General features: G+C 64.1%; 10 protein-coding genes. 4 read left to right on the top strand and 6 right to left on the bottom strand.

Features of this window, described 5'->3' with window-relative positions:
• The first annotated feature begins 308 nt into the window (after window positions 1-308).
• The 3 genes from corA to QZY03_RS10940 all read left to right on the top strand — a co-directional run bounded on the left by corA (window position 309) and on the right by QZY03_RS10940 (window position 2,745).
• On the top strand, window positions 309-1,247 hold the full coding sequence (gene corA / locus QZY03_RS10950) for a magnesium/cobalt transporter CorA (protein WP_295580920.1): 939 nt from the start codon (window positions 309-311) through the stop codon (window positions 1,245-1,247).
• A gap of 293 nt (window positions 1,248-1,540) precedes the next feature.
• Window positions 1,541-2,116, top strand: coding sequence for a hypothetical protein (locus QZY03_RS10945; RefSeq protein WP_295580919.1), 576 nt, complete (start codon window positions 1,541-1,543; stop codon window positions 2,114-2,116).
• A gap of 323 nt (window positions 2,117-2,439) precedes the next feature.
• On the top strand, window positions 2,440-2,745 hold the full coding sequence (locus tag QZY03_RS10940) for an RNA-binding protein (protein WP_295580917.1): 306 nt from the start codon (window positions 2,440-2,442) through the stop codon (window positions 2,743-2,745).
• A gap of 365 nt (window positions 2,746-3,110) precedes the next feature.
• Here QZY03_RS10940 and fusA read toward each other — a convergent pair whose 3' ends face one another.
• Window positions 3,111-5,156, bottom strand: a complete 2,046-nt coding sequence (fusA, locus tag QZY03_RS10935) for an elongation factor G (RefSeq protein WP_295580916.1) — start codon at window positions 5,154-5,156, stop codon at window positions 3,111-3,113.
• Between the two features lie 497 nt (window positions 5,157-5,653).
• Here fusA and QZY03_RS10930 point away from each other — a divergent pair, with 497 nt between their 5' ends.
• A complete protein-coding gene (locus QZY03_RS10930; RefSeq protein ID WP_295580914.1) occupies window positions 5,654-6,136 on the top strand; it encodes a YbhB/YbcL family Raf kinase inhibitor-like protein in 483 nt (160 codons plus the stop codon).
• Between the two features lie 44 nt (window positions 6,137-6,180).
• On the opposite strand, the gene ccmI is transcribed toward QZY03_RS10930, so the two are convergent.
• The 5 genes from ccmI to ccmE all read right to left on the bottom strand — a co-directional run bounded on the left by ccmI (window position 6,181) and on the right by ccmE (window position 11,281).
• Window positions 6,181-7,599, bottom strand: a complete 1,419-nt coding sequence (ccmI, locus tag QZY03_RS10925) for a c-type cytochrome biogenesis protein CcmI (RefSeq protein WP_295580912.1) — start codon at window positions 7,597-7,599, stop codon at window positions 6,181-6,183.
• The gene (locus tag QZY03_RS10920) at window positions 7,596-8,114 is read right to left on the bottom strand and encodes a cytochrome c-type biogenesis protein (protein WP_295580910.1); all 519 of its coding nucleotides are present in this window, start codon (window positions 8,112-8,114) and stop codon (window positions 7,596-7,598) included. The genes ccmI and QZY03_RS10920 overlap by 4 nt, the downstream gene beginning before the upstream one ends.
• 40 nt (window positions 8,115-8,154) lie before the next feature.
• A complete protein-coding gene (locus QZY03_RS10915; protein ID WP_295580908.1) occupies window positions 8,155-8,697 on the bottom strand; it encodes a DsbE family thiol:disulfide interchange protein in 543 nt (180 codons plus the stop codon).
• A gap of 83 nt (window positions 8,698-8,780) precedes the next feature.
• Window positions 8,781-10,769, bottom strand: coding sequence for a heme lyase CcmF/NrfE family subunit (locus QZY03_RS10910; protein ID WP_295580906.1), 1,989 nt, complete (start codon window positions 10,767-10,769; stop codon window positions 8,781-8,783).
• Window positions 10,766-11,281, bottom strand: coding sequence for a cytochrome c maturation protein CcmE (gene ccmE / locus QZY03_RS10905; protein ID WP_295580897.1), 516 nt, complete (start codon window positions 11,279-11,281; stop codon window positions 10,766-10,768). The genes QZY03_RS10910 and ccmE overlap by 4 nt, the downstream gene beginning before the upstream one ends.
• Window positions 11,282-11,295 lie beyond the last annotated feature (14 nt).

Below are 11,295 nucleotides of genomic sequence, written 5' to 3'. Positions count from 1 at the left end.
TGCGCTTATCCACCCTACAGAACCGGCCCCGCTGTAGGGTGGATAAGGCGCGCCGCTCGGTGTCAGGGACCCGGCACGCCGGTCGTGCGCGCTGCATCCACCAAGGGGCTGCGTGATGCTGCCCAAATTTGGAATTGCTGGGCAGTCGAGCGCGCCGGCGAGGTCGACGCCAACCAGGCGGACGCGCCGCCCGCGCACTCTGTAAGATGTCGACTTAAGGCGCGGGTGTCGCCGTCGACCTGTCGCGGGCTCCGCGATCCGGTACTTAGACCGCGGGGCCTGAAGCGATCACGGCTGGAGACTCTTTCGTGCTGTATGCATATCAATTTCAGGACGGGCTGACGCGCGTCATCGAGGACCCGGAGTGCCTGCGGGAAGCGGCCTGGATCGATGTGGCCGAGCCCACGGACGCAGAGTACGAACTCATCAATTCACTGGTCCAGCATGAGTTGCCGGAGGATGAGGACGCCGACGAGATCGAGGCCAGCACGCGGACTTTCATCGACGAGCAGGGGATCCACCTCTCGACCCTGTTCCTGCATCGCGTGGAAGGGCGTCCGGAGAACACCAGTGTCAACGTGGTCTGCACGCGGGAGCGGTTGGTGACTGTCCATGACCGCGATGTGCCGGCGTTGCGTCTCATGCGAATTCGGGTGCGCCGGCGGCCCGAGCTGCTGAAAGAGCCTATCGGGCTGCTGGCCGGCCTGTTCGAGACCACGGTGCTGGATTTGGGCGATACCCTGCAGGCGCTTTATCGCGATCTGGAAGAGACCAGTTATCTGGTTCTGGAGGACAAGGATGCCGACCTGGGGCAGGCGCTGGAACGTCTGGCGGAACACGAGAACCTCAATGGCAAGGTTCGCCTCTGTCTGATGGATGCGCGCCGCGACCTGTCGTTCGTGTGGCGCAGTGCGCAGGCGTCCAAGCCGTGCGCCAAGCGGCTCAAGTACCTGCTGTCGGAGATCGACGCCCTGCTGCCCCACAATAACTATCTGTTCGAGAAGGTTACCTTCCTGCTCCAGGCGGCACAGGGCTTCATCAACATCGAGCAGAACAAGATCATCAAGATCTTCTCAGTGGCCGCGGCCGCCTTCCTGCCGCCGACCCTGATCGCCAGTATTTACGGGATGAACTTCGCGCACATGCCCGAGCTGGCGTGGCAGCTGGGGTATCCGCTCTCGATTCTGATCATGGTGGTCTCGGCGGCGCTGCCGGTCGTTTATTTCAAGCGCAAAGGATGGTTGTGACGGACCGCCGGCTCCCGGCGGGCGATCCTGGTGTCGCCGCCAGGTACTTTTCGTCCGGGAAGACGACAGCCACTCAATGGCCTGCTCCGACCGCTTGACTCAGGACGGATCGCCCCAATGTCTATGCTGTTTAGCAAAGGCAACGCCGGCTTGCGCCGTCCTATCCAAGCCCGCCGCGCTCGCCGGGCGCTGGTGATCGACCGGATTCAAGCGCAATCGGACCTGCCGACCAATCACTGCTCCGCCGCGTCCATCCGTGGCGGCGCCCTTTGTATCGCAACAGGCGTGCCGTCATGGACTCGAAATCCGCCCATACCGGGCACTCGCTCTCGACCCTACGCATCAGCAACCTCCCGCTCGGGGTCGGCGATGACGACGTTCGCGCCCTGCTGGCGCCCTACGGGGATACCCATCGGGTGCATCCCGGTCCGGCGAAGCCGGGCAGCGAGGCGCGTGCTGTCCGCTATGTCGATATCGCCCACGAGGCCGCGGAGCGCGCCGTCGCGGGCCTCCACGGGAGTGTGTTCATGGGTGTCGTGATCAATGTGTGCCCTGATGCCGACGCGACGGACAGCACGCCGCACCGCGTGGCTGTCGCTGCGCAATCACCCGACGATGAACTTCCCAGCATCCTCATCCGCCATCATTACGAAGTGGCGTCGGTCGAGCGCGCGGATCTGCCGGGGGCCGGTGCGGGTGCGGATTGGTACCGCTACGTTTTATCGAGCGGCCGTTCCTCTATCACCGGGTTTCACCGCGGCAGCCTGGAGGAGGTCACCGAGTACGCGGTCGGTTGTGCCGCGGCATTCAATCAGCGGAATTTGACCGGCAAAAGCGCGCGCGTTGCTGCCGTCAACCCCAAGAAATAGGGCCGGTCTGCATCCGGACGGTGCATTTGCGCAGGCGGTCGTTGCGATCATCAACGCAGTCCAGAAGAGACGTGCGTTTCCAAGAGAGACCTGTTACTGTGTCGTGGCGAGGACATTCTGAATCAGCGGCCGACAGGGCTCAGGAAGGGCAGTAGAGTCGTTGAAATCAATCACATCGATGCGCTTTCAGCCCATCCGGTACCTGTGTGCCCTCCTCTGCCGCGGTAGCGGCATTCCGCTGTCGAAGGAATTTTGTGCTTGGCTTTTTTCGATAGTGTCAATTTTCATCAACGCACGCATTCTATAAAGACAGACAGACAGATATGAATATCTACGTAGGCAATCTTCCGTTCAGCATCACCGACGCCGATCTGCGGGAAACCTTTTCCCGTTTCGGTGAAGTCTCGCAGGTCAACCTGATCAGCGACAAGTTCACCGGAGAGTCCAAGGGCTTCGGTTTCGTGGAGATGGCCAACAATTCCCAGGCTGATGCCGCGATCAAGGGTCTCAACGGCACCGACATGAAGGGCCGTAACATCACGGTCAACCAGGCCAAGCCCAAGACTGATGCGCCGCGTGGCGGTGGTTTCGGTGGCGGCGGCGGTGGTGGCGGTGGCCGTCGTTACTGAGGCATCGGACCTCTGAAAGCCGCGGCGGCCTGAGCGTCGCCGCGGTGAGCGAAAACAAAAGCCCGGCATCAGCCGGGCTTTTGTTTAGTGTCCTGCGTGGTGAAAAACCAGGGTCAGGATTTGTTCTCTTGCTTTGTTTTCTTGACGGCCCGTTTTTCCTTGAGGTTCAAGCCGGACTTTTTCTTGGTTTCCTTTTTGGGGCTGCGTTCTTTCGTCATGGGACTCACTCCAGGCTATTGCCGTGTTGGGGAGACGAGACCGGCCCCGTGACCGATCATCAGTCAGAGTAGCAGAGACGGTTGTCGAGTCAACGTCCTTCCGCCGGCGGCGCGGCTGGATTGTCAGCCGACCGCCGTCACAGATCGCTAGTCCTCGCTGCGCTGATAGGCGTCCGCCAGTTGCTTCTGAATGCTGGCCGGGACTGCTTCATAGCGGCTCAGTTCGATCGCGTAGATCCCCTCGCCGCCGGTGAGCGCCTTCAGCCGGGCGTCATAGCCGGAGAGTTCGGCCAGCGGGACCTCGCCGTCGATGTCGATGCGACCCTGGCTCTGGGATTCGCTGCCGCTGATCCGCCCGCGCCGACCGGAGAGGTCGCCCGCCAAATCACCCATGCAGGAGTCCGGCGCACTGATCCGGATCTTGACGATCGGTTCCAGAATCACCGGTTTGGCCTTATCGACCGCGTCGATGAAGGCCTTGCGTCCGGCGGTCGAGAAAGCGATGTCCTTGGAGTCCACCGGATGGAACTTACCGTCGTACACCGACACCCGGACGTCCTGCAGCGGGTACCCCGCGATGGCACCGTCGGCCAACACCTGGCGCACGCCTTTTTCGATCGAGGGGATGAAGTTGCCGGGGATGACGCCGCCTACGGTGGCGTCCACGAACTCGAATCCTTCCCCCCGTTCCAGAGGCTCAATCCGCAGGTAGACCTCGCCGAATTGGCCGGCACCGCCGGTCTGCTTCTTGTGCCGGTGGTGTCCATCGGCCTTGGCGGTGATGGTCTCGCGATACGGGATGCTCGGCGGACGGGTGTCCACGTCCACATGGAACTGCTCCGAAAGCCGGCGCAGCAGCACCTTGAGGTGTAATTCACCCAGGCCGCGCATGATCGTCTCGTTGGTGGCGGCGTGATGCTCGATGTGCAGGCAGGGGTCCTCCGACTGGAGTTTGTGCAGGGCGTCGTTGAGCTTCTGTTCATCCCCGCGCTTGGTCGGGGTGATGGCCAGCCCGAACAGGGGAACCGGGCACTCCATGGTGGTCAGGTGGTAGTGATCCTCGTCGTGCGAGTCGTGCAGCACGGCATCGAAGTGGATGTCGTCCACCCGCGAGACCGCCAGGATGTCCCCTGGGACGCCTTCGGCGACCTCGATCTGCTCGTTGCCCTGAAGCCTGAACAGGTGGTTGACCTTGAACGGCTTGCGGGCATCGCCGACGTAGAGCTGGCTGTTGGTGCTGATGCGGCCCTGGTGGATGCGGAAAATGCCGAGTTTGCCGCGGAAGGGGTCGTTGATGATCTTGAAGCAATGGGCCAGGGCGTGCTTGGTCGGGTCCGGTGACACACGAACCGGCTCCATGGTCGCCCCTTCGCCCTTCAGGTAGGCGGGCGGATTCCCCTCGGACGGGTTCGGCATCAGGCGGACCATGATCTCCAGCAATTCCGGGATGCCGGCCCCGGTGATGGCGGAACAATAACAGATGGGGATGAGGTGGCCCTCGCGCAGCGCCGTCTCAAAGGGGTCATGGAGCTGCTCGGGGGCGAGATCCTGTCCCTGCTCCAGATAGATCTCCATCAGCGCCTCATCCATTTCCACGACCTGGTCGATGATGTGACCATGGGCCTCGGCCACGGACGAAAAATCGGCCCCCTCGCCGCTGGGCTGGAAAAAGCAGTCGATCACCCGCGAGCCGCCGTCGGCCGGCAGGTTGATGGGCAGGCACTCGGCGCCGAAGGTCTCACGGATGCGGGTGGTGAGCGCACCCAGATCCAGGTCCGGCGCATCGATCTGATTGACGATGATCATCCGGCACAGGTGCCGGTTGTCGAGCGCGTTCATGAGCCGCTGGGTGACCGACTCGATCCCGGCCTGCGCATTGATGACCACGGCGGCGGTCTCGACGGCCGGCAGTACGGAGACGCTGCGGCCCAGGAAATCCGGGTAGCCGGGGGTGTCGATCAGGTTGATGTGCTTGCCGTGGACGTCGACGCTGGTGATGGCGGAGTCGAGTGAGTGCTGCAACTCCTTCTCCAGAGGGTCGAAATCGCATACCGTGGTGCCTTTGGCGACGCTGCCGGGGGCGGGGATGACACCCGTGGCGGCGAGCAGGGCCTCGACCAGTGTGGTTTTTCCGCTGCCGGCATGTCCGACCAGAGCGATGTTGCGGACGTCCTCGGCGTTGTATTCAGACATCGGTGATCCTGTTTTGTGGTGTGGCGTGGGGGGATGCGCCTTAGGGGAACGGGGAGCAGGTCGCCGTATCCCCATCGGTCTAATCAGGAAGCGGAAATTATACCGTAACTCGCGAGTTGCGCCGCGTCGCGCGCGCTGGTGACTGCCCCGGCTCGGGGGAAAGACGGCGGGCAAAAAAAAGGCGGCCATCAGGCCGCCGAAGGACGCACAGCTAGGGAGTGGTAAAACCGTCTCTAGGGCGATTTTGTCTCTATGACCCGGTGATCGCAATGAGGCGCAAACTGGTTCATCGTTGCAGCCTCATGATTTATATGAGGTTCTGCTTCCGGTCCTGGGGTGAGGGTCCCCGCGTCAGGGCCGGCGTGTCGATCATCGGGTACTTAATCGTGAATTCTTGACCCCACATCAGTTCGTGAAGGGCAACCCGCGGGGAGCCCGATATCCGACCATTGATGATGATTCACTCGGTTAACTTAGCACACACCGGGAGGTGGAAAATGACTCTGGTTCTCAAATCTGAAGTATTCGATGATAGTGGTGAGATTCCCCGCAAGTATACCTGCGAGGGTGAGGATTGCTCTCCGGAGATCTACTGGGTTGGCGTGCCGGACGGCACCGAGAGCCTGGTCTTGATTGTCGACGACCCGGATGCCCCCGACCCGGCCGCGCCCCGGATGGTCTGGGATCACTGGATCCTGTACAACGTGCCGGTGACGACGACTCGACTCGCGGCGGGCGTGGCTCCCGCGGATCTTCCCGCGGGTTGCGCCGAGGGGCTCAATAGTTGGGGGCGTACCGGCTATGGGGGGCCGTGTCCGCCCGTTGGCCGGCATCGCTATTTTTTTCGCCTGTACGCCCTGGACACCCGGCTTCCCGCTGCGTTGAGCCGTCCGTCAAAAGATGAACTGCTGCTTGCCATGGATGAACACATCCTGGCCCACGCGACCCTGGTCGGGACCTATCAAAAGATCGACGACTGAGTCGGTGAGTCACGGTGGAGTCGTTGCCGGTGTGATGCGGCCACTCAGGGCCGGACCCGATTGATGGTCACCGCAACCGACTGGGGCGTCGCGCTGTCGAGCGGTCCGACTTGGCCTTCCAGGTCTCCCTGACCGGGAGTCGCTTGTCCGGACCTGGAAATGCGGGCGCCCACGATGACCTGCGGGAAGCTCGAAAGACGCATGGCCGGCATCACGGCGGAGCTGTTATCCAGGGTGACGGTGGCCGGCAGGTCCGCAGCCGTCGCCCGGCTCACCGCGAGCGGCATTGGCGGACCAGCAGCCGCGCGGGCATAGATAAACAGGGTGTCGGTCGGATTGACCTGGGCGGCGAGTTCGGGGGCGAGGGTGACACTGACCTGGATGCGGGGTCCCGTGTTTGCCGCGGTTGTCTCTTGCGCGGGTTCGACCTGGCTCACCTGTGCCTGCGTAGCCGCTGCTGCCGGCGCATCCGGGGGCAGCGCGGGACTGATCCCGCCTGGTACTGTGCTGCTCTGGGCGCCGCTGGGCGATTCGGGCAGGCCGCCGCGGCGGCGCGCCTCGGCAATCATCTCGCCCATCTGAACGGCGTCCTCGCCGGCCGGATCCAGCTCAGTCAGGATTCCCTGCCAGGTTGTCGCGGCTTCGGTGAAGCGCGCTTGCTGGAAGGCCAGCATCCCACTGAGCCAGCGTGCGCTGGCGTTGGCCGGTTCACGTTCCAGTGCCGCCTCGATCAGTTCAGCCGGTTTGCCGTCGAGTTGGTTGCCGCTGTTTGCTGCCAGCGCCTCGGCATAACCGATCATCACGCCGACATCGTCGGGAGCCAGCCCAAAAGCCCGCTCCATGGCCTCAAGCGCTTTGGCCGGCTGATCGAGCGCGATGTAGGTGCGTCCGAGCATCATCCAGCCTTCCAGATTGTCCGGATTCTGCTGCATCCGCTCGGCGAGCCCCTGCGCCAGGGTGTCGAGTGAGGGCAAGGATTGTCCATCGGGTCCGGCGGCGTGGTCAGCGACCGGAGCAACCTCGATAATCGCGGCGGTCTCGATACGTGGAATGATCTCTTGATTGCCCAGTTCCAGGTACGTCAGGACGGCCGCTGTCGGTACGGAGAGTATCAACACGAGGGCGAGCCAGGGTGCGCGGTCCGCGCGTGCGCGCTCGTCCGGAGTGCGGGCGGTGGTTGTGCTCCGCGGCCCGAGGGTCTGGCCCCCCTGCAATTCGGAGTCATGCAGGTCGGACAACAGTTCGCGCTCGAGATCCTTGCGCGCGGCAGCGGACTGGCCCTGGTCGAGCACACCCGCGGCGAGGTCGGCATCCAGTTCCGCCAGGCGGCTGCGGGCGATCTGGAGATTCAGATCCGACTGGCTGGGCGATGCGTCGCTCGCGAGGCCGCTCAGTAAGGGCCGGGCGATGAAGAGGATGGCCAGGCCCGTGAGCCCGGCAGCAAGTATCCAGAAAATAATCATTTGGCTTGGTCTGGCGGCTCGGTAGCGGCGAGGAGTTGGTGGAGGCGGGCGCGCTCCGCGGCGTCGGTTTCCGGTTCGGGTTCAGCCTTCTTGGCCTTCAGTGCGCGCAGCAAGAGCCAACCGCCCACGCCGATCAGGACGAAGGGACCGAACCACAGAAGATAGGTGGAGGGTTTGACCTGGGGCTGATAGAGCACGAAATCCCCGTAGCGATCCACCAGGAAGGTGATGATCTCATCCTGGCTCTTGCCTTCGCGCAGCATGCCGTAGACCTCCTTGCGCAGGTCCTGAGCCAGGTCCGCCTGGGAGCCGGCCAGTGATTCGTTCTGACAGACCAGGCAGCGCAGTTTGCTGGTCAGGTCGCGAAAAGTCCGCTCCTGAGCCGGACTGTCGAAAGTGAATTCCTGCAGCGTGTAGGCGGCGGCGGCGGCGCCGGCGCAGACGAGGGCGCTCGCGAGGACAGCGGTGCGTGCGGCGGACCGGAGTGTATTGCCGATTAAGTGGTTACTGCTCATGGAAAACAAAGGATCAGTGTTGGTGTGCGGCATTGGCTGGCTAGCCCTTGGGCGAGAATTGCTGGATCACCGGCAGGATCTCTTGGGCCCAGACCTTGGCGTCGATAGGACCGATACGCTTGTGGCGGATGATGCCCTCGGCATCGATCACGAAGGTCTCCGGAGCCCCATAGACTCCCCAGTCGATCCCGGCCTGGTTGTCCGGGTCGAAGACGCTCAGGGTGTAGGGGTCGCCGAAGCGGCTCAGCATCTCCAGGGCGGCCGGGCGCTCGTCCTTCCAGTTGAAGCCGATCAGTTGGACGTCCGAATCGCGCGCGATGCGCAGCAGTTCGGCATGCTCCTGGCGGCAGGACGGACACCAGGACGCCCAGACATTCACCAGCGAGACGCGCCCTTTGAGGATATCCGAGCTGATCTGTTTGCCGGGCTCTTTGAGTGATTCCAGGGTAAAGGGCGGGGCCGGCTTACCCACCAGGGGCGAGGGCACCTTGCGCGGGTCCAGGGACAGCCCGTAGAACAGCAGGGCGGTGAGCGCCAGAAAAAGGCCAAGGGGCACCAGATAACTGGTGGTGGAACGTGCCATTGTCGATCCTCAAGGTCGGTCGGTTGCCGCGTTGACCGCGCCGCGCGCTCGTCACGCGCGCCGCGGTCAGGCTGGTGCTTCGCTCAGGCCGGTACCGCCGTGCCGGTCGCCAGGGTCGGTACGGTCGCGGTCCGGCGTTCGGTGCGGTAGCGTCGGTCGCTGATGACCAGCAGTCCGCCCAGCGCCATCAGAATGCCGCCGAGCCAGATCCAGCGCACGAACGGTTTGTAGTAGAGCCGCACCGCCCAATCACCCGCGGTGCCCACCGGTTCGCCCAGCGAGACATAGAGGTCGCGCAGCAGGCCGGGATCGATCCCGGCCTCGGTCATCGGCATGCCCCCCGTCAGGTAGGCGCGCTTCTCGGGGTGCAGAACCGCGACCTGACGGTCGCCCTGGAACACCAGGAACTCGGCCCGCTGCGCCCGATAATTCGGTCCCATGACGGGTTGGGCGCCGTTGAACTGGAAGCGGTAACCGGCGGCTTCGTGCGTTGACCCCGGGGCCATCCGGACATCGGTCTCGCTGCCGTAGTTGGAGACCAGCGTGGCACCGATGATGAAGACCGCGATGCCGAGATGGGCCAGCCACATGCCGTACCAACTGCGGCCCTGGCCGCCCAGGTCCGCGACCAGGCCCTGGAACCCGCGGTGCCAGAGGCGCTCACCCAAGGCGATCAGGTGGGTGCTGATCAGCCAGGCCGCGAGGCCCAGCCCGAGGCTGACGTAGAGGTTGCCCGGCAGGATCAGGTCGGTGGCGGCGAGTGCTCCCACGGCCAGCCCGACACCGAGCGCGAGCCACAATTGCCGCAGGAGGCGGGCCGGTTCATCGTGCTTCCAGCGGGTCAGGGGACCGATGCCCATGGCCAGCACCAGCAGCGGCGAGATGGCCACGAACATGGTGTTGAACCAGGGGAAGCCGACCGAGATCTTGCCCCACCCGGCCGCTTCATAGATCAGCGGTGCCAGGGTGCCGAAGAGCACCAGCGCGGCCAGCGCCGCCAGCAGCAGGTTGTTGACCAGCAGAAAGCTCTCGCGCGAGATCAGATCGAAGCGCCCGCCGCCGGAGACCGCCGGGGCGCGCCAGGCATAGAGCGCCAGTGAACCGCCGATCACGATCACCAGGAAGGCGAGGATGAAAGCGCCCCGCGCGGGGTCGGTGGCGAAGGCGTGGACCGAGGTCAGAACGCCTGAGCGGACCAGGAAGGTGCCGAGCAGCGACAGCGAGAAGGCGGCGATGGCGAGCAGCACCGTCCAGCTCTTGAAGGCCCCGCGCTTCTCGGTCACGGCCAGCGAGTGGATCAGCGCCGTGCCGACCAGCCAGGGCATGAACGAGGCATTCTCGACCGGGTCCCAGAACCACCAGCCGCCCCAGCCCAGCTCGTAGTAGGCCCACCAGGAGCCGAGCGCGATGCCGAGGGTGAGGAAGATCCAGGCGACCGTAGTCCAGGGCCGCGACCAGCGTGCCCAGGCCGCGTCGAGTTGCCCGCCGATCAGTGCGGCGATGGCGAAGGCGAAGGCCACCGAGAAGCCCACGTAGCCCATGTAGAGCATGGGCGGGTGAATGATCAGACCAACGTCCTGGAGCAGCGGATTCAGATCCCGACCCTCCAGCGGTGCCGGGAAGACGCGCTCGAACGGGTTCGAGGTCAACAGCATGAAGAGCAGGAAGCCGATGGCGATCATCGCCTGCACCGCGATCACGCGGGAGATCATCGGCAGCGGCAGATTGCGGCTGAAGCTTGCGACCGCCGCGCCCCAGCCGGCGAGCAACAGCGCCCACAGCAGCAATGACCCCTCGTGGGCACCCCAGACGGCGGACACCTTGAACGGCGCCGGCAGCAGACTGTTGGAATTGGTGGCCACGTAGACCACCGAAAAGTCATCAGTCAGAAAGGCCTGGACCAGACAAAGAAACGAGATGCTCAGGAAGATCAGTTGACCCCAGGCGAGCGGCCGGGCCATCGCCATCCAGGAGCGCCGGCCGTTGAAGGAACCCCAGAGCGGAACGATCGCCTGGGTGACGGCCAGCGTCAGGGCCAGGATGAGGGCGAAATGGCCGAGTTCGGGGATCATCGGGTCACCGTCCGCGGATCGGCAGTCTGCGCCGCGGCTTGTTGAGGGGCAGCGGCCGGCGTGTTGCTCAGGCTTTGCGTCAGCCCCTGTGCATGTTCGGTCTTGAGGCTGTCGGCGACCTCGGGCGGCATATATTCCTCGTCGTGTTTGGCCAGCACCTCCTCGGCGTAAAAGACCCCATCCGGGCCCAGCCGTCCGCGGGTCACGGCCCCCTGACCCTCCTTGAAGAGATCGGGGAGGATGCCGGTGTAGGAAACCTTGACGGTTTGCGCCAGATCGGTCACATCGAAGGTGACGGTGAGCCCGTTCTCCGCCCGCTGGACCGAACCCTCGGAAACCAGACCCCCCAGGCGGAAGACGTGATCCGCCGGCGCCTCTCTGGCCATCACCTGGGATGGGCTGAAAAAGTAGGAGATATTACTTTGTAGTGCGCTCAGGGCCAGCGCCGCGGCGGCGCCGACGCCGATGATCGCCACACTGACCAGGACCAGCCGTTTCTGTCGTGCCTTCATGAAATGCCTCGGAA

It is taken from the genome of uncultured Lamprocystis sp., from assembly GCF_903933125.1.
Lineage (GTDB): Bacteria > Pseudomonadota > Gammaproteobacteria > Chromatiales > Chromatiaceae > Thiodictyon.
Note: the sequence above shows the minus strand (reverse complement) of the source record. Positions and strands in the feature narration are given on the sequence as shown.

Excerpts from the sequence above, each read along its gene's own strand:
- QZY03_RS10945 (WP_295580919.1), top strand. The coding sequence starts at position 1,541 with ATGGACTCGAAATCCGCCCATACCGGGCACTCGCTCTCGACCCTACGC.
- QZY03_RS10940 (WP_295580917.1), top strand. The coding sequence starts at position 2,440 with ATGAATATCTACGTAGGCAATCTTCCGTTCAGCATCACCGACGCCGAT.
- fusA (WP_295580916.1), bottom strand. The coding sequence starts at position 5,156 with ATGTCTGAATACAACGCCGAGGACGTCCGCAACATCGCTCTGGTCGGA.
- QZY03_RS10930 (WP_295580914.1), top strand. The coding sequence starts at position 5,654 with ATGACTCTGGTTCTCAAATCTGAAGTATTCGATGATAGTGGTGAGATT.
- ccmI (WP_295580912.1), bottom strand. The coding sequence starts at position 7,599 with ATGATTATTTTCTGGATACTTGCTGCCGGGCTCACGGGCCTGGCCATC.
- QZY03_RS10920 (WP_295580910.1), bottom strand. The coding sequence starts at position 8,114 with ATGAGCAGTAACCACTTAATCGGCAATACACTCCGGTCCGCCGCACGC.
- QZY03_RS10915 (WP_295580908.1), bottom strand. The coding sequence starts at position 8,697 with ATGGCACGTTCCACCACCAGTTATCTGGTGCCCCTTGGCCTTTTTCTG.
- QZY03_RS10910 (WP_295580906.1), bottom strand. The coding sequence starts at position 10,769 with ATGATCCCCGAACTCGGCCATTTCGCCCTCATCCTGGCCCTGACGCTG.
- ccmE (WP_295580897.1), bottom strand. The coding sequence starts at position 11,281 with ATGAAGGCACGACAGAAACGGCTGGTCCTGGTCAGTGTGGCGATCATC.